This is a genomic window from Halomonas sp. KHS3 (assembly GCF_000830495.1).
GTDB classification, from domain to species: Bacteria; Pseudomonadota; Gammaproteobacteria; order Pseudomonadales; family Halomonadaceae; genus Vreelandella; species Vreelandella titanicae.
In genome coordinates this window covers 171,573-188,660 of the sequence record NZ_JWHY01000002.1, presented here as the reverse complement: position 1 = coordinate 188,660, position 17,088 = coordinate 171,573, and the positions used below count along the sequence as shown (strand labels likewise).

The 17,088-nt window shown below is 58.9% G+C and carries 15 protein-coding genes; 6 read left to right on the top strand and 9 right to left on the bottom strand.

The window, feature by feature from the left end; all coding sequences use genetic code 11:
- Positions 1-103: 103 nt before the first annotated feature.
- The 3 genes from RO22_RS03185 to RO22_RS03175 form a co-directional block, all read right to left on the bottom strand.
- Positions 104-988, bottom strand: coding sequence for a LysR family transcriptional regulator (locus tag RO22_RS03185; RefSeq protein ID WP_041157579.1), 885 nt, complete (start codon positions 986-988; stop codon positions 104-106).
- Positions 989-1,123: 135 nt separating this feature from the next.
- Complete coding sequence (locus tag RO22_RS03180; RefSeq protein ID WP_041157578.1) at positions 1,124-2,152, bottom strand: histone deacetylase family protein; 1,029 nt, start codon at positions 2,150-2,152, stop codon at positions 1,124-1,126.
- Positions 2,130-2,855 (bottom strand): GntR family transcriptional regulator, encoded by a 726-nt coding sequence (locus RO22_RS03175; protein WP_041157577.1) that lies wholly within the window; start codon positions 2,853-2,855, stop codon positions 2,130-2,132. Before RO22_RS03175 ends, RO22_RS03180 begins: the two co-directional genes overlap by 23 nt.
- A gap of 210 nt (positions 2,856-3,065) precedes the next feature.
- On the opposite strand from RO22_RS03175, the gene RO22_RS03170 reads away from it, so the two are divergent.
- The 6 genes from RO22_RS03170 (at position 3,066) to RO22_RS03145 (ending at position 10,710) form a co-directional block, all read left to right on the top strand.
- Positions 3,066-4,622 carry an ABC transporter substrate-binding protein gene (locus RO22_RS03170; protein WP_041157576.1) on the top strand — a complete coding sequence of 519 codons (1,557 nt, stop codon included), beginning with the start codon at positions 3,066-3,068 and terminating at the stop codon, positions 4,620-4,622.
- A gap of 77 nt (positions 4,623-4,699) precedes the next feature.
- Positions 4,700-5,680: an ABC transporter permease gene (locus tag RO22_RS03165; RefSeq protein ID WP_027957406.1), complete on the top strand. Its 981-nt coding sequence runs from the start codon at positions 4,700-4,702 to the stop codon at positions 5,678-5,680.
- Positions 5,677-6,510, top strand: coding sequence for an ABC transporter permease (locus RO22_RS03160; RefSeq protein ID WP_027957407.1), 834 nt, complete (start codon positions 5,677-5,679; stop codon positions 6,508-6,510). The genes RO22_RS03165 and RO22_RS03160 overlap by 4 nt, the downstream gene beginning before the upstream one ends.
- 9 nt (positions 6,511-6,519) lie before the next feature.
- Positions 6,520-8,160 (top strand): ABC transporter ATP-binding protein, encoded by a 1,641-nt coding sequence (locus tag RO22_RS03155; RefSeq protein WP_041157575.1) that lies wholly within the window; start codon positions 6,520-6,522, stop codon positions 8,158-8,160.
- 35 nt (positions 8,161-8,195) lie between these two features.
- Complete coding sequence (locus RO22_RS03150; protein ID WP_041157574.1) at positions 8,196-9,578, top strand: FAD-binding oxidoreductase; 1,383 nt, start codon at positions 8,196-8,198, stop codon at positions 9,576-9,578.
- Between the two features lie 22 nt (positions 9,579-9,600).
- The gene (locus RO22_RS03145; protein ID WP_041157573.1) at positions 9,601-10,710 is read left to right on the top strand and encodes a pyridoxal phosphate-dependent aminotransferase; all 1,110 of its coding nucleotides are present in this window, start codon (positions 9,601-9,603) and stop codon (positions 10,708-10,710) included.
- A gap of 206 nt (positions 10,711-10,916) precedes the next feature.
- Here the strand turns inward: RO22_RS03145 and RO22_RS03140 are convergent, their stop codons facing one another.
- From RO22_RS03140 to dctP, 6 genes are all read right to left on the bottom strand, one after another.
- Positions 10,917-11,870 carry a branched-chain amino acid transaminase gene (locus tag RO22_RS03140; protein WP_041157572.1) on the bottom strand — a complete coding sequence of 318 codons (954 nt, stop codon included), beginning with the start codon at positions 11,868-11,870 and terminating at the stop codon, positions 10,917-10,919.
- Complete coding sequence (locus RO22_RS03135) at positions 11,867-12,973, bottom strand: class II histone deacetylase (protein WP_041157571.1); 1,107 nt, start codon at positions 12,971-12,973, stop codon at positions 11,867-11,869. Before RO22_RS03135 ends, RO22_RS03140 begins: the two co-directional genes overlap by 4 nt.
- Positions 12,970-14,001 carry a histone deacetylase family protein gene (locus RO22_RS03130; RefSeq protein WP_041157570.1) on the bottom strand — a complete coding sequence of 344 codons (1,032 nt, stop codon included), beginning with the start codon at positions 13,999-14,001 and terminating at the stop codon, positions 12,970-12,972. The genes RO22_RS03135 and RO22_RS03130 overlap by 4 nt, the downstream gene beginning before the upstream one ends.
- A 21-nt stretch (positions 14,002-14,022) precedes the next feature.
- Positions 14,023-15,297 carry a TRAP transporter large permease gene (locus tag RO22_RS03125; RefSeq protein ID WP_041157569.1) on the bottom strand — a complete coding sequence of 425 codons (1,275 nt, stop codon included), beginning with the start codon at positions 15,295-15,297 and terminating at the stop codon, positions 14,023-14,025.
- Complete coding sequence (locus RO22_RS03120) at positions 15,294-15,839, bottom strand: TRAP transporter small permease (protein WP_027957415.1); 546 nt, start codon at positions 15,837-15,839, stop codon at positions 15,294-15,296. The genes RO22_RS03125 and RO22_RS03120 overlap by 4 nt, the downstream gene beginning before the upstream one ends.
- Positions 15,840-15,938: 99 nt before the next feature.
- On the bottom strand, positions 15,939-17,012 hold the full coding sequence (dctP, locus tag RO22_RS03115; RefSeq protein ID WP_027957416.1) for a TRAP transporter substrate-binding protein DctP: 1,074 nt from the start codon (positions 17,010-17,012) through the stop codon (positions 15,939-15,941).
- Positions 17,013-17,088: the final 76 nt, after the last annotated feature.

The following is a 17,088-nucleotide window of genomic DNA, read 5'->3' as shown; positions in this document are numbered from 1 at the left end:
ATACAGTAAAAGTGTGGGGACGGGGATACTAATGAGAATGTCCGACCATCTGCGACGAGATTTTTATCGTTCCAGCTCGCGCCGAGGTGGATACGGCCTTATCTCACACGTCGGTGCGGTAGAGATGGCGGAGCGTGGCCGCCAGCGGCTCGGCGACGGCGGTGATACGTGGCGTTTGCGCATAGGCCAAATACCAAGGAATGCGCAGTAAGTTACCCGCCAATGGCCGCATGACGACGCGACCGGCGTGATGTGCATCCTGAACGGCCCAGCGCGATAGGATGCTCACACCCTTGCCAGCAGCGACGAGCTCAAGGATCAGGGCGACCGACTCAATCTGAACCATATGCGACGGGTAGACGCCGGCTGGCTGGAAGAAATGCTCGAACTCATGGCCGGACTCGGGGGTGATGCTGTAGGTAAAGTGCCGCCCCTGATCGAATACCTCGGCGGGCACCGCGTCGCTTTGCGCATAGGGGTGCTCGGGCGGCAAAACGGCCACCAGTGGCTCCTCGAACAATAACTGGTGGGCAATGCCACGCTGCGAGGGCACCTCAATCATGCAGATCATGTCGACGCGACTGGTGAGTAACGCCGTGGTCATGTCTGCCATGGACAGGCGTACCAGGTCGATGTCACGCTCATGCTGGTCGTAGAGATGCGGAATCGCCCTCGAGAAGGTGTCGTAAGGGCCGATGCCCAGTCGCAAAGCGGGTTCGGTCCGGCGTGCCAGTTGCCACGCCTCGAGCTCGGCGCTGCGCAGTCGAGGGAGCACGTCATGTGCAGTCTCAAGCAGTCGCTCGCCTGAGGCGGAAAGCGTCAGTCGGCGTCCTTCACGGTGAAAAAGCGCCACACCCAGGCGGCGTTCCATTTCACGAATGCGATGCGTAGCCGCGGGCTGAGTAATGCCGATAGCGGCAGCAGCACCGTGCACCGTGCCGTGAGTGGCAATGGCGTCTATCAATACGTAATACTTGATATCCAGCATGGGACTCTGGGTCTCTTTGGGAGGTGACGCGTCGCGTGAAGCGACATGCTAGCACCGGCCAGTTTCTTTTGAATACGCCGTGTTCCATACATTACCTAGCCCTCTTCATAAGGCTTGGAAATACTGGCTTAATCGTCAGGGCGTTTTGTTGCCAAGCAGCCCCTCGAAGAAACTCACCGCGTTGGCTTCCAGTCCTTCCAGATAGTAACCGCCTTCCTGCACCACCAGCGTGGGTACGTTCAGGCCCGCTACCCTGCGGCCAAGCTCAGCAAACCCCGCGGTAGAAACGGCGACCTTGGCCTGGGGGTCAAGCTCATAGATATCAAACCCCAGCGCCAGCACGATGGCATCAGGCTCGAACAGGCGAATGGCTTGGCAGGCTTGCTCCAGTCGGTCAAAGAACACCGACTCCTGTGATCCATGGGGCATCGGCAGGTTGAGGTTATAGCCCAGCCCGACCCCCTGCCCGCGCTCGTCTTCAAAGCCAGTCACTGCTGGGTAGAAGTTGGTGGTATCGCCGTGGATCGAGATATACAGCACATCGTCGCGCTGGTAGAAAATTTCCTGAATACCCTGCCCATGGTGCATATCGGGGTCTAACACGACGATGCGCGGGTAGTGCGAGGTGAGGTGCTGCGCGGCAATGGCGGCATTATTGAGAAAGCAGAAGCCACCGGCGGAATCGATGCCCGCGTGGTGGCCCGGCGGGCGCGATAACGCATAGGCAAATCGCTCCCCGGCTAATAAAGCCTCAGCCCCGGCGACCGCACTCTGCGCCGACCAATAAGCAGACTGCCAAGTGTGCTGGCCCACGGGAGCGCTACCGTCAGCCAAGTAACGCCCGGCTTCCGCCAAGATGCCGCGCAGAGCATTGGGCGAACGCACAAAAATATTGGAGATAACCTCTTCACCCCAATCCTCGCCAAGGGCATGCCAGCGCCGATGGGCACTTTCGAGAAAGCGCAAATAGGCCAGCGAATGCACCGCCCTTAACGGCGCCACGCCATGATCCGCGGGAGCCTGAATATCAAACCCTAGCTGCTTGGCGGCTGCCAGCAGGTGCGTGGCGCGTTCAGGCACTTCCTGGGGTGTTCGCATCTTGCCACGGGAGAAGTAGGTTTGCGGCTGATGAAGCAGTTGGTCAGCGTGGAAGAACGTCTTCATCGGCACTATCTTCATCAGAACTATCTCCGGTTTCGCCCACACCCTTGACTACGAAATCGCGGGCAACGCCGATATGGTAGTCAATCGCCTCACGGCAGGCAGCAGGGCTGCCACTATCCAGCGCGTCGAGCAACTTAAAGTGGCTGGTGGCAATGGTGTCGGGGGCTTCATGGGTTTTGGTAATTAGGGTGATGCAGAGGCGCAGCTCATGGGACAGGTCGTCAAAGGCGCGCAGCAGACGCTCGTTACCTGCGTAATGCAGCATCAGTCGATGAAACTGCAAATCCTCCTCGATGCGGCGGGTGCCATCGTTACCGGCTGCCGCTTCACATAGCACCTCTACTTGCTGCTTGAGAGCGCGCTGGGCATCGGCGGTATAGCGTTCTGCCAGGCGTTCGATCCCATGGCGCTCAAGACAGAGCCGCAAATCAAACACATCTTCGAGTTCAACGGCATTCAACGCGCGAACGAAGAAGCCTCGGCGCGGTTTCGAGATCAATAAACCACGGCTTTCCAGCAAACGAGCGGCCTCGCGAACCGGTGCGCGGCTAACACCCAAGTCGCGGGAAAGCTGCACTTCCGAGAGCCGTTCTCCGGGTAAAAAGTGTTGCTGAATAATCGCTTGGGTTAAATAGTCAGCCACCTGTTCGACCAGGTTCTGCTGCTGGATAAAGGCCCTGGGAGCCGCCGTTGGTGAGGCCATCGCATTCACTCATAGGATATGACGTGTTCTTCCCAGTATGACGAAAAAAAGCCACTTGTCGACGAACGATTGCCGACTGTCGACAGTTTTACCAAGTGCTGCTATGGTCAAAACAGATCCCTAACAAACATCACAACAGGGTCTGACACGCCTCGCTCGCCTAACGACTACGTAACCTCATTACGTGCTAATAACCGAGGAGCAGGAAACATGAAAAAACCTTTAGCTTTGGCTATTTCCGCTGCAGCACTCGCTTTTACCTCCGCCGCTATGGCAGACGACCCTAAAGAAGGGGGCGTCGTTAACACCATCATTCAGCCCGAGCCGCCAGGCCTGGTGCTGGGCATGATTCAAAACGCCCCTACCCGCACCGTGGCAGGCAATATCTACGAAGGGTTGTTGCGCTATACCACCGACCTAGAGCCCATGCCGCAACTGGCGGAGTCATGGGAGGTCAGCGAGGATGGTCGCACCTACACTTTCCATCTGCGTGAAGGCGTTACCTGGCACGATGGTGAAGCCTTTACCGCCGATGACGTCGTGTTCTCCGCCGATGTCTTCCACCGCGAGTTGAACCCCAGTGCCCGAGCCGTGCTGCAGCACGTGGAGAGTATCGAAGCCACCGACGACCACACCGTGGTGTTTACCCTGACTCAACCCTTCGGCCCTTTCCTGCTCTCCTTTGAAGCAGGCACTTTCACCATGGTGCCCGAGCACCTCTACGCGGGTACCGACTTCCGCGATAACGAGCACAATGACCACCCCATTGGCACCGGCCCGTTTAAGTTCTCCAACTGGGAGCGCGGCACGGTGATAGAATTGGTTAAAAACGAAGAGTATTACGAAGAGGGCCTGCCCTACCTGGATGGCGTCAATTGGCACATCATTCCTGACGGCGCTTCCCGTGCGGTGGCGTTCGAAAATGAAACCATTGACGTGCTGCCGAGCGGTACCGTCGAGAACTTCGATATTCCCCGCCTGGCCGAGATGGATAATGTCTGCATGACCGAAGAGGGCCACGAGTACTTCAGCCCCTTTGCCATGCTGTGGATGAACAACCGCGAAGGCCCCACGGCGGATAAACGTTTCCGTCAGGCGGTGATGTACGCCATGGATCGCGAGTTCGCCAAAGACGTACTGTGGAACGGCCTGGGCAATGTGCCGCTCTCCGCCTTTGGCTCCAATGCGCGCTTCCAGAACGACGACCTGGAACCCTACGATCACAACCCCGAACGCGCCCGTGAGTTGCTGGATGAAATGGGCTACGACGGCGAAGAGATCACCATTCTGCCGCTGCCCTATGGGGAAACCTGGACCCGCTGGGCCGAAGCCGTACAGCAGAACCTGCGCGAAGTGGGTATTAACGTTGAAACCCAAGCCACCGATGTGGGCGGCTGGAACCAGCGCCTGGGCGATTGGGATTACGACCTCGCCTTTACCTACCTATACCAGTACGGCGACCCGGCACTGGGTATTTCACGCACCTACCTTTCCGACAATATTGCCAAGGGTTCGCCCTGGAATAACGTGGAAGGCTACGAAAACGAGCGCGTCGACGAGCTGTTTAACGAGGCCGCCACGGCTTTCCCCGACGAAGAGCGCGAAAAACTTTACCGCGAAGTACAGGAAATCCTCCATGAAGACGTGCCCGTTGGCTGGCTGATGGAACTGGGCTTCCCGACCCTGTATCGCTGCGATGTGCAGAACCTGGTTACTTCCGGCGTGGGTGTTAACGACGGCTTTAAAGATGCTTGGCTAGATCGCTAAACCCAAGCCACCCAGGTAGCGCGAGCTACCTGGTTTTTTTAGCTATGTCTTGAAGGTATTAGTCAGGAAAACGACTTATGGTTTACGCGCGCCTCATTCTGATGCGGCTATTTAAAGCCGTGATTGTGCTGTTTTTAATCGTTATTTTTAACTTCCTGCTGATTCAACTGGCCCCAGGTGACCCGGCCGCCATTCTGGCCGGTGAAGCAGGTGCTGCCGACCAGGAGTTTCTCAACCAGTTGCGCGAGCGCTTTGGGCTCGACCAGCCGATGTATGTGCAGCTGTGGCGTTATGTGTCGGGCATTGCCATGCTCGATTTCGGCTACTCCTACCGGTTGGGCGTCCCTGTCTTTGACCTTATTATGGCGCGCCTGCCCGCCACCCTGCTGCTCACCGGCACCGCCTTTGTGCTTTCGCTGGTACTGGGCATCGTGGCGGGTTCCATGGCCGCGGCACGGGTCAAGAAACCCTCTGGCTCACTGATTATGGCCCTGGCGCTGGTGTTCTACGCCACGCCGCTGTTCTGGGTCGCGCTGATGTCAGTGGTGGTGTTCTCCGTCTACCTGGGTTGGCTGCCCGCCTACGGCCTCTACACCGTGGGGGCAGGCCATACCGGGTTTGCGCTGGTGCTCGACGTTGCCAAGCATCTGGTGCTACCCGCGACCACCTTAGCGCTGTTTTTTATGGCGATTTACACCCGCATGACGCGCACGTCGATGCTGGATGCCGCGCAGCAGGATTACGTCAAAACCGCCCGCGCCAAAGGTTTGAAGCCCAGCATTATCCAGCGCCGCCATGTGTTGCGTAACGCCCTGCTGCCGATCATCACATTAGCGGGCCTGCAGGCGGGGCAGATGGTCGGCGGGGCGATCCTGACCGAAACGGTGTTTGCCTGGCCCGGCATCGGGCGGCTGATGTTCGAAGCGCTACAGCAGCGCGACTACAACCTGCTGCTGGGCATTTTCTTCTTCTCGGCGGCCTTGGTCATCGTCTTCAATATCATCACCGATTTGGTCTACAGCCTGGCTGATCCACGCATCAAGAAGGGGGCCGCATGAGCTTTTTCGCACGCTTCGCGCAAAACCGTGGCGCCCTCGTCGGCCTGATCATCCTGCTGCTGATTATCGCCATGGCCATACTGGCGCCGCTACTGTTTCCTGAATCGCCCTGGCGCATGGTGCAGCGGCCCTTTTTGCCGCCGCTCTCGCAAGATGGCTTTCCCCTAGGCACCGACACCATGGGCCGCAACGTGGCCTCAGGCTTAATGCATGGCGCCTGGGTATCGCTGTTGATCGGGCTGGTATCCACCAGCGTGGCGCTGCTGATTGGCGTTCCCTTGGGGGCCATTGCAGGCTACTACGGCGGCCTCATTGACGACATATTGATGCGCTTTACCGAGTTCTTCCAGACCATCCCCAACTTCGCCCTGGCGATTGTGCTGGTAGCCATCATGCAGCCCAGCATCACCTCGATCGTGCTGGCGATTGCGATTGTCAGCTGGCCGCCGGTGGCCCGTTTGGTGCGCGCCGAGTTTATGTCGCTGCGTAACCGCGAGTATGTCGAAGCCGCGCGCTTGGTCGGCCAGTCCAATAGCACGATCATTCTGCGTCAGATTCTGCCCAATACGCTGTCGCCGATTATCGTGCTGGCCTCGCTAATGGTGGCCACCGCGATTTTGCTGGAGTCGGCGCTGTCTTTTCTCGGCCTGGGCGACCCGAACGTGATGTCCTGGGGCTATATGATAGGCGCTGCGCGCACGGTGATTCGCCAGGCGTGGTGGCTGAGTTTCTTCCCTGGCGTGGCGATTTTGCTGACGGTACTGGCGTTAAACCTGGTGGGTGAAGGTTTAGACGACGCACTGAACCCCAAACTATCACGCGAGCGCTAAGGACTTTATATGCCTATTACAGAGAATCAATCGGCTGACACCGTCCTCAGCATTCGCGACCTCAACATTGCGCTCCCAAAAGGGGCGGATCGCGCCCTGGCGGTGGAAGACGTTAGCTACGAGGTGAAGCGCGGCGAAATCATGTGCGTGGTGGGTGAGTCCGGCTCCGGTAAATCGATGGCCGCCAACGCCGTGATGGGGCTGCTGCCCAAGGGCGTGAACGCCACTCAGGGCGAGATACTCTTTGAAGGGCAGGATTTACTTGCCCTGACGGAAAAGCAGCACCGCGCCCTGCGCGGGCTAAAAATTGGCATGATCTTCCAGGAGCCGATGACCGCCCTTAACCCACTGATGCGGGTAGGCGCGCAAATTGCCGAAGTGTTCGAAGCCCACGGCCAGTTCAACCCCAAAGAGCGCCAGGCCCGCGCGCTGGAGCTGTTGATCGAAGTGGGTATTCCCCAGCCGGAGAAGGCCATTCGCGCCTATCCGTTTGAGCTTTCCGGCGGCCAGCGCCAGCGGGTCATGATCGCTATGGCGCTGGCGCTGGAACCCATTCTGCTGATTGCCGACGAGCCCACCACCGCGCTGGATGTCACCACCCAGGCGCAGATTCTGGAGCTGATTCGCGACCTGCAGCAGCGGCGCGGGATGTCGGTGATGTTTATCACCCACGACTTTGGCGTGGTGGCCGAAATCGCCAACCGCGTCTGCGTCATGCGCCACGGCAAGATCGTCGAGCTGGGTGACGCCAAGTCGGTGCTTGAAAATCCTCAAGACGCCTACACTCAAGCGCTGATTGCAGCGATTCCCAGCAATGCGGTGCCGCCCCACCGTGAAACCAGCCAAGTCGCTCCGCTGCTGGAGATCAAGCAGCTCAATAAGATCTTTCGCTCCCGGGGCGGATTCCTTAAACCTTCCCGCGAAGTGCGTGCCCTTGAGGATGTCTCGCTCACTCTAGCACGGGGAGAAACGGTGGGGATTGTAGGCGAATCCGGTTCGGGCAAGTCCACCCTTGGGCGCTGCGTGGTACGTTTGGAGCACCCCGACAGCGGCGAGCTGCTGCTGGATGGCGTGAATCTTTCCCAACTCAAAGGCGATGCGCTACGCCGTGAACGCCACCGGGTGCAGATGATCTTCCAAGACCCTTACGCCTCGCTCAACCCACGCACCAAAGTGGGCATGGCGATAGCCCAGGGGCCGATTGCCAACGGCACGCCCAAAGCCGCGGCGCTCAAGCAGGCGGGCGAGCTGCTCGACATGGTGGGCTTAGGCGCCAGCGCCGTGGAACGTTTCCCCCACGAGTTTTCCGGCGGCCAGCGTCAGCGTATCGGCATTGCCCGAGCGCTGGCGCTCAACCCCGAGCTGATCGTGGCGGACGAAGCCGTCTCGGCGTTGGATGTTTCGATTCAAGCCCAGGTACTGGAACTGCTGGAAGAGTTGAAGCAGCGGCTGTCGCTTTCGCTGCTGTTTATTACCCACGACCTGCGCGTCGCCGCGCATATCTGCGACCGTATAGTGGTGATGCAGCACGGCCGCATCGTCGAGCAAGGCAGCGCCGAGCAGATCTTCCTCGCCCCAAAAGAGGCGTATACCCAGGATCTGCTCAAGGCAATTCCCGGCCGCGAAGCGCCCGTGGCAGCGACAGCGTAATTTATCGGATAGGAAAGACAAGCTAAGGAAGACACATGCAAATAACCCTGGAGGCGCTGCGCGCCATTGTTGGCCCTGGCCATGTATTGACCGGCGATGATGTGCACAGCCGCCGCGTGGATTGGATGACCGGCGCCCCCTGCCAGGCTGGGGCGATTGTTCGCCCGGCGGATACCGAGCAGCTTTCCACAGTGATGCGCGCCTGCTATGAGTTGCAGCAGCCGGTGGTCACCCACGGCGGATTAACCGGGTTGGTACACGGCGCAGAAGCTAGCCCGGATGAGCTGGTGATTTCCCTGGAACGCATGACCGCGATCGAAGCGATTGACCAGGTGGGCGGCACCCTCACCGTGCAGGCGGGGGCACCGCTGCAGCGGGTTCAAGAAGCCGCGAAAGAGGTCGGTCTGCAGTTCCCGCTGGATCTCGGCGCTCGGGGCAGTTGCACCATTGGCGGCAATATCGCCACCAACGCCGGTGGCGTGCGGGTGATTCGCTACGGCATGATGCGCCAGCAGGTGCTCGGCCTGGAAGCGGTCATGGCCGATGGCCGAGTGGTTAGCTCCATGAACCACATGCTGAAAAATAACGCCGGTTTCGATTTGAAGCAGCTGTTTATCGGTAGCGAAGGCACCCTGGGGATTGTGACCCGCGCGGTACTGCGCCTGCAGCCACCTACCCCCAGCGAGCAAACGGCGATGGTGGCCTGCCCCTCGTTTGAGGCACTCACCGGGCTGCTCAGCCATATGGGCAAAGCGCTTGGCGGCAGCCTGGGAGCCTTTGAAGTGATGTGGCAAAACCACTACCGCCTGCTCACCGAAACGCTGGGGCGTCATACCCCACCTATTGCTACCGAGCACCCGTTTTATGTGATTATTGAGTCCCTGGGCAGCGACGCCGAGCGCAATGCCACTCAGTTCAGCGAAGCATTAGAAAGTGCGTTAGAGAGCGAGCTGATTGTCGATGCGGTGATTGCGCAGTCAAGCATCCAGCGCGATGGGCTATGGGCGATTCGTGAAGATATTGAGGGGTTGGTCAAAGGCCTTGCGCCGGTACTCACCTTCGACGTCAGCCTGCCGATTGCCGATATGCAGCGCTACACCAATGCCTTGGAAGCACAGCTAACCCAGCGCTGGGCAGAGGCGAAACTGGTGGTATTTGGTCATCTCGGCGATGGCAACCTTCATATTTCCGTTAGCGTGGGGAGCGCTGAGATCGAAGTGCGGCGAGAGGTTGAAGCCATGGTTTACCAGCCGCTGGCAACGCTGGGCGGCTCAGTTTCCGCCGAGCATGGCATTGGCCTGGAGAAGCGCCCCTGGCTCGCCACTTGCCGCTCCAGCGCCGAGATTGAATTGATGCATACGCTCAAGCAGGCGCTAGACCCACATCGCCTTCTCAATCGCGGTAAAATATTGAGTTAATAATTGTTTTTAGGATATCAACATGCCCCGCTACCCCAACCACTTACTGAGTGAAGGCCCTGCTAATCCATTTCCGGGCATTAAGGTGCTAGAACGCCGACTTGGCAAGGTAATCCCCCATCGGCTGGGCTCTAACGAAGGCCTGGATATGCCTCACCGCGCCCTGCGCGATCACTTTGGCGATGCGCTGGTCGAACACGTTTACTGCTACGGCGACGCCGAGGCGCTGGGTGTTCGCAAACGTATTAGCGAACAACAGGGTATGGCGCTTGAAACCCTGCTGGTAGATGCCGGTGCCGATAGTTTGATTGCCCTGGCCCTGCGCACCACCTGCGAACCGGGTGAAACCGTGGTGAGCACCGCAGGCACTTACCCCACCTTGGGTTATTTTGCCAAAGGCCAGGGCTGTAACCTGGTAGAGCCCAGCTATTATGAAGCGCCCGGCGTGCTGGCCCCCGACCTGGAAGCTCTGGCCGCCGCTGCCCATCAGGAAAACGCACGACTGGTGTATCTGGCCAACCCGGATAACCCCAGCGGCCACTTACACAGCGACAGCGCCATTCTCAAACTGCGCGAGGAGCTGCCCGACACCTGCTGGCTGCTGCTGGATGAAGCCTATGGGGATTTTCGTGATGACGCGGGCAGCGAGTTCGCTGCCAAAGCAATACCGGGAGTGATTCGCCTACGCACGCTTTCCAAGGCTCACGGCTTGGCGGGCCTGCGCATTGGCTACGCCATCGCCGACCCTGACGTGCTGGCGATGATGATGAAGGTGCGTATTCACTACGCAGTATCGTCATTGACCCTGGCCGCTGCGGAAGTGGTGCTTGATCACCCTGACGAAGTTCACCAACACGTCGCTGATGTAAAAGCCCGGCGTGAGCAGTTGGCTGAGCACTTTCGCGCACTTGGTGCCGACGTACTCCCCAGCGCCACCAACTTTATCGGCATTCGCCTGCCCAGCGCCGACCTCGCCGCTGAGGTTCACCAGCAACTGCTAGACAAAGGCGTATTAGTTGCTCGCTTGGCGCATCCAGAGCTTGCCAATGTAATACGCATTACCGCCGTGCAAGCTGCGCTAGAGCCAGGAAGATTGGATGCTCTCGAACAGGCTATTAAAGAACACGCATGATTAAATGGGTAAATCTGCTCAGTAGGTGCGAGGGCAGGTTGGAGCGAGGGTCTTTTTCCAGGGCCGGAAAATGTTCCCGACAATTCCGGCATTTCCGCCATCCATGGCGGTCAGATGGCGAAAGTAGCGCCCATGGACGGGTTCACAGCGCCCTCGCGGAAACCTGCCCTCGCACCGGGGCATGCTGATTGCCTACCACAATAGCCCTACGGCATTAACCAATGCCTGAAGTCATCCAGTTCGCCCCGCACCGCCTGGCGATATAGGCCCTGCAGTTGCGCCGTCACGCTGTCGGGGCTGATGGGTTCATTGACGGGTGGTGCGCCAACACGTCCACCAATGCGACGCCCATCCAGCTCGCGAAGCGGAAGTATTTCGGCAGCGGTGCCGGTTAAGAACGCCTCATCGGCAGTGTAGAGCTCATCACGAGTGATCCGCCGCTCGCGCACTTCAATACCCAGCACTTTTTGCGCCAGCTGAATCACGCTATCCCGGGTGATACCTTGCAGGCAGGACGTCACTTCCGGGGTGTGTAGCACGCCATCGCGGAGCAAGAAGACGTTAGCCGCCGAGGCTTCAGCCACATAGCCTTCCGGGTCGAGCATGATGGTTTCATCGAACCCAGCCTTGATCGCCGTATTCAGCGCCAGTATCGAGTTGACGTAGTGGCCGTTGGTTTTTGCCCGACACAGGCTGATATTGACATGATGGCGCGCCCAGGAAGAGGTCAGCGCGCGCAAACCGTGGGTGGCGGCCTGGGGTGAAATGTAGGGCCCCAAATCCCAGGCGGCCACCATGACGTGGGTAGTCAGCCCCTGGGCGCGTAGTCCTAAACCTTCCGCACCAAAAAACACGGTAGGTTTCAGGTAGGCATTGCTCAGGCCATTTTTGGTCAGGCACTCGCGCTGGGCATCAATCAGCTCCGCTTCACTAAACGGTAGCGGCATATCCAGCGAATGGGCACTTTCTGCCAAGCGGCGGGTATGTTCAGCAGCACGAAATAGATACGTGCCGCTGGGGCCAGCGTAGGCGCGCACTCCCTCAAAACAGCCCATGCCGTAATGTAGCGTATGGGTAAAGAGGTGCACTTTGGCGTCCCGCCAGGCGCGCCACTCGCCGTCCTGCCAAATCCAGCCATCGCGATCATAAAGCGGTGTCATCGGTTTGCTTGCTCCCACTGTTGGCTCCAGCTATCCATCAAGGCCTGCTGGTGCGGTTGCAGGGCCTGATAGCCCCAAGCGGCAATTTCATCGTTTTGCGGGTCGGGTACGGCAGTGGCGCTGCCTGCCAGGGTTTGGATCACCGCGTGGCCGCAGAGCGGCACATAGCCTTCCGAATAGCCGCCTTCGTGAATAAATACCAGTTTGCCTCCACAGCAGCGCTCGGCCAGCGCTTTAAGCTGAGCGGTCATGGTGGCGAATGCTTGGCTATTGAGCAGCATTTTGCCTAAGGGATCTTTAGCGCAGGCGTCGTAACCACAGGCCACCAGGATTAGCTCGGGGTTAAAGGCTTCCAGCGCAGGCAGCACCAGTTTTTCCATGGCGTAGGCATAGGCGCCTAGCCCGCAGCCCGGTGGCAGCGGCAGATTGAGGTTGGCACCCAGGCCAGCGCCTTCGCCCTGCTCGTCAAAGCTGCCGGTTTCCAGCGGGTAGTTCGCCGCTTGATGGAGTGAAACGGTCAACACATTGGGCTCGCCATAAAACGCCGCCTGCTGACCGTTGCCGTGGTGAACATCCCAATCGAGTATCGCCACACGGATAACCTGCCCCAAGGCCCGGGCGCGCATTACCGCCACGGGGATATTGCCCAGAAGGCAGAACCCACGGCCCTGGTCGGCTTCGGCATGGTGCCCCGGCGGGCGGCATAGGGCGTAGGCGTTGCTCACCTCGCCCTGCGCCACAGCCTCAACGGCGGCAATGGCCAGCCCAGCGGACTGCGTGGCTGCCGCCCAACTGCCGGGCATGTAAGGTGCGCAGTCGCCGCCGTTGCCGCCCCGGGCTTTATCCCCTGTCTGCAGTTCATCCAAATAGCGTGGGGTATGAAAACGCAGCAGATCTTCCATCGCAGCGGCAGGAGGTTTAACCACGCTCAGCTCGTCAATCAGCCCACTGACTTCAAGAATATTTTTCAGCCGTCGTTTGCTTTCCGGGCTTTCCGAGGCGGCTTGGGGCTGTAAAAATTCACCGGGCGCGGAAAATACCCCAATCGCGCCCAGATCATGCCAAAAGCAGCGTTCGTGCCAATAGAAACCGGTTCTGCTCATGCCGTGAAGCCCTGCATAAAAGCGGTCAGGTTGGCGCTTAGGTGCTCGGTGGGATAGCCTCCCTCCTGAACAATCACCATGGGTAACGAGAGCGCTGCCAAGCGTTTACCCACTTCGATAAATGCTTCGGTCTCTACCGTAAGCCCCGCTAGCGGGTCATCTTTGTGGGCATCCAAGCCTAACGCTACCACCACGGCATCGGGCTCATAGCGCTGTAGGTGATCAATCAGAATCGCCAGGGCATCGAGATAAACCTCCCCGTCGCTGCCTACCGGTAAGGGCAGATTAACGTTAGCACCTACGCCCTCATCAAAGCCCTCTTCATCAGCACCGCCCCAAAAAAACGGGTAGAAATCACTAGGGTCAGCGTGCAGCGAGCCCGTCCAGACATCGCTGCGGTGATAGAAAATATCCTGGGTGCCGTTGCCGTGATGCAGATCCACATCGATGATCGCTACTTTGGCGAAGCGTTCACGCAGCACCGTGGCGGCCAGCGCTGAATTGTTCAGTAGGCAAAAGCCCCCAGCGCGCTCCGGCCCGGCATGGTGACCCGGCGGGCGGCACAATGCGTAGGCTGTAGACGCGCCATTAAGCACCTCTTCTGCTGCAGCTTCAGCGCTAGCGGCCGAGGCCAGCGCGCCTTGAAAACTGGTCGCGCTTAGCGGGCAGGCCATATCGTGCAAATGCCATCCCGCTTGCCCGATCGGGTGGCGCGGGTAGTGGTGGCCGCCACCGCAGGGGTGAATGTTGGGCGCAACCACTTCCGCCGCATTCGGCAGCGCCTGCCAGCGAGCGTAAATGGTGTCCAAAAACGTCAGGTAGCGCGGCGTATGAATCTGTTCCAGGCGCTTGCGCAGCTTAGGCGAATCCGCCTCGGCAGGTGTGGACAGGGTCAGCCCTGCCGTTGCCAGCCCTTGGGTAAGCAGTTCAGCGCGCACCGGGCCTTCCGGCGAAGGCGCAGGTTGGCCGCGCAGCAGAAAGGTCGGCGGCGCATGCAACGCCTGATCAGGGTGATAAAAACACTTCATGGGTCGCAGTCCTTAGCTAAATTACAGCAGTGACGGAATCCAGGTAGAGAGCGCCGGAAACGCCGCCAGCAACACAATCACCACCAGGAACGACACGTAAAACGGCAGCGATGCCACGATTGCCCGTTCATAAGGCACCTCGGCTATTCGCGCGGCGGTCATCAGCGTCATCCCCACTGGCGGTGTCACGTTGGAGATATTGAGCACCACGATCATCAGGATCGCGAAGTGGAGCGGGTCAAAGCCCAGCTGGATCATCGCTGGCACCAACACCGGGGCAATCACCACCAGTGCGGGCAGCACATCCATCACCGTGCCAATCACCAAGAGTAGCAGACACACCAGCATCAGTTGCACAAAGGCCGCATCGCTGAAAGTGGTGATCATGCTGGCCGCATCCCTGGCGATGCCCGAGCGGGTGACGAACCAGCCCAATACCGCCGAGGTTGCCAGTAGAAAAAACACCACGCCGGAGAAGCGCACCGTGGTCACCAGCGCATCCCAAATTTTGCGCCAGGTAAGATTACGGTAGAAGACCACGCCAATCACGATGGCGTAAACCGCCGCAAAGCCCGAGGCTTCGGTAATCGTGGTGAGCCCCGAGAGAATCCCCCCAAGAATAATCAGCGGCACCACCATGGCAGGCAGCGCGACTAACAGTGCAATGATGGCCGCCTTAAAGGGTGTAGGAGCCTGTTTCGGGTAGTTGCGCTTCCAGGCCAGGAAGAAGCTGACGCCCAGCAGCGCCAGCGCCATCAACAGGCCAGGAATAATGCCTCCGGCAAACAGGTCAATTACCGAAATATCCCGCAGCAGTGTTGCGTATACCACCATCACCACGCTTGGGGGAATAATCGGCCCGATGATGGAGGAACAGGCGGTAACCGCAGCGGCGTATTCGGCATCGTAGCCCTGATTTTTCATCTCGGGAATCATGATCTTGCCGATGGCGACGGTATCGGTGACCGCCGCGCCGGTGAGTCCCGCAAAGAACACCGAGACCGAGATATTCACATGGGAGAGTGACCCGCGCACCCGGCCAAACAGCGCATTGTTGAAGGCGATCAGCTTGTGGGTCAGCCCGCCCTGGTTCATCAGCTCAGCGGTAAAAATAAAGTAGGGCACGGCGATCAGCAGAAAGCCGGAGACGCCGGAGAACATGCGGTCGGCAATGATGCCGAGCATGCGCTCGCCGCCGATGGCAAAACCACCCGCCAACCCCGACATGGCCATCACCACCGCTACCGGCGCGCCGATAAACAGCAGCACGACAAACGCAATAATTGCAGGAGTCATGAGCGGTGCTCCCCGTCAGAGGTGTCGATGAGTTCGCTAATCACGTCCTGCTCATCAATGAAGTGCTCCAGCAGGGCAAAGCCATGCACCAGATGCAGCAGCATGAGGACGCCACTGAGAGGCACCACGATAGCGGTCACCTTGCTGGGAATACGAATTTGATCAGAGACCATGTAAACCTGGGTGGCACTGGCGAAGTAATCCCAGCCGTACCATGTCAGCATCAGTGCAAACAGGCCAATCACCGCCAGGCAGAGCCCGGCAGCCACTTGCACCATTACTCTGGGCAAGCTGCGAACCAGCAGGGTCATGGCGACGTGCTCGCCATAGCGCAGCGAAATCGTCATGGAGAGAAAGCCGATCCAGGGCAGAAACAGCCGTGCCAGCGAGTAGGTCCAGCTAAGCGTGCTGCCAGTGATCAGCTTGTAGAGAAACGCAGTGAACGATATGCCCAGCATCGCCAGGATACAGCCCACACACACCACGATGGCCACCTGATTGACGAGATCGCTCAAGCGGCGCAAAGGAGTTAAAACGCCCATGGTTTTTCCTCACGCTGGGGCCTCACATTGCCCCAGCGTATATCGTTCGCTAACCGTTATTGGCCTTGTTTTTTTGACCCAGCTTTATTGGCCTAGGTTTTATTGGCCATAAATGCGGTAGTCGTCTTCTGCCAACTGCTGGCCGACGCGCTCGACTTCGTCAAGCAGCCCCTGTACGCGGGCTTCGTCCATGCCGAAGTCATCGACGATCCACTCCTGCCAAGCGGGACGGGCAATTTCCGCCATCCGCTCACGCTCAGCGTCGGGCATCAGGTAGCACTCTTCAAAGCGTTCACAGGACTCCACCCAACTTGCGGTAGCCAGTGCGCCAGACATGCCGTGGCTCAGTTGAATCGCTTCCCGGGCGGAGCTGATCACCGCTTGCTGATGCTCTTCGGGCAGCGATTGGTACCAGGACTCACTAACCACCCAGGGGGCGCTGTTATACACATGCCCGGTGAGCGTGGTGTAGTCAGTCACCGCATCGAAGTTGAAGGTGGTGTTGAGCACCGGCGCATTGAACTGGCCATCGGCAAGACCTGTTTCCAGCGCGGTGATTAGCTCGCCCCAGGGCAACGGGGTGGCCGAAGCGCCTAGCGAGCGCATGATCGCCACGTGGGCGGGGTTCTCTTCAGTACGAATATTGAGGCCTTCTAAATCTTCGACGGTCTCAATCAAGCGCACGTTGTTAGTGAAGGCGACGAAGCCACCGCCATCGTCGAAGGTGCCCAAATAACGCATATCAGCGGCTTCGACGGTGCCGGACATAAAGTCGGCGAACCATTCACTATCAAAGAAACTCCACGCCTGACGCCAGTTGGTAAACAGGAAAGGCGCCGTGACTACTTGGTAGTCTTCGTAGAAGGATGACATCGCCCCGGCAGACATAATCGTCGACTGTAGCGTTCGTCCCCCCTGCACTTCCGAGCCGTTTTCCACCTCGGAGCCTAGCTGGCCGCCGCCGAAGATCGTGACCTCAAGATCCCCGTCGGTTCGCGCCTCCACCAGGTTCTTGAAATGCACCAGCGCCGGATAGATTTCGTTATTGCTCATATCCTCTGGCAACTGCGTGGCGATCACCATTTCATAGGATTGCGCTTGGGCATTGGCGCTGGCAATAGCCAACGGGAGCGCCGCCAGGGCGGCGAAAAATACTGATTTTTTTGCGTTCATAACACACCTCATTTTGTTTATTAGTCGGTCTTCGTTATGACTGGCGTTGCCACCTGATCGGTGACGATGTGGTGAT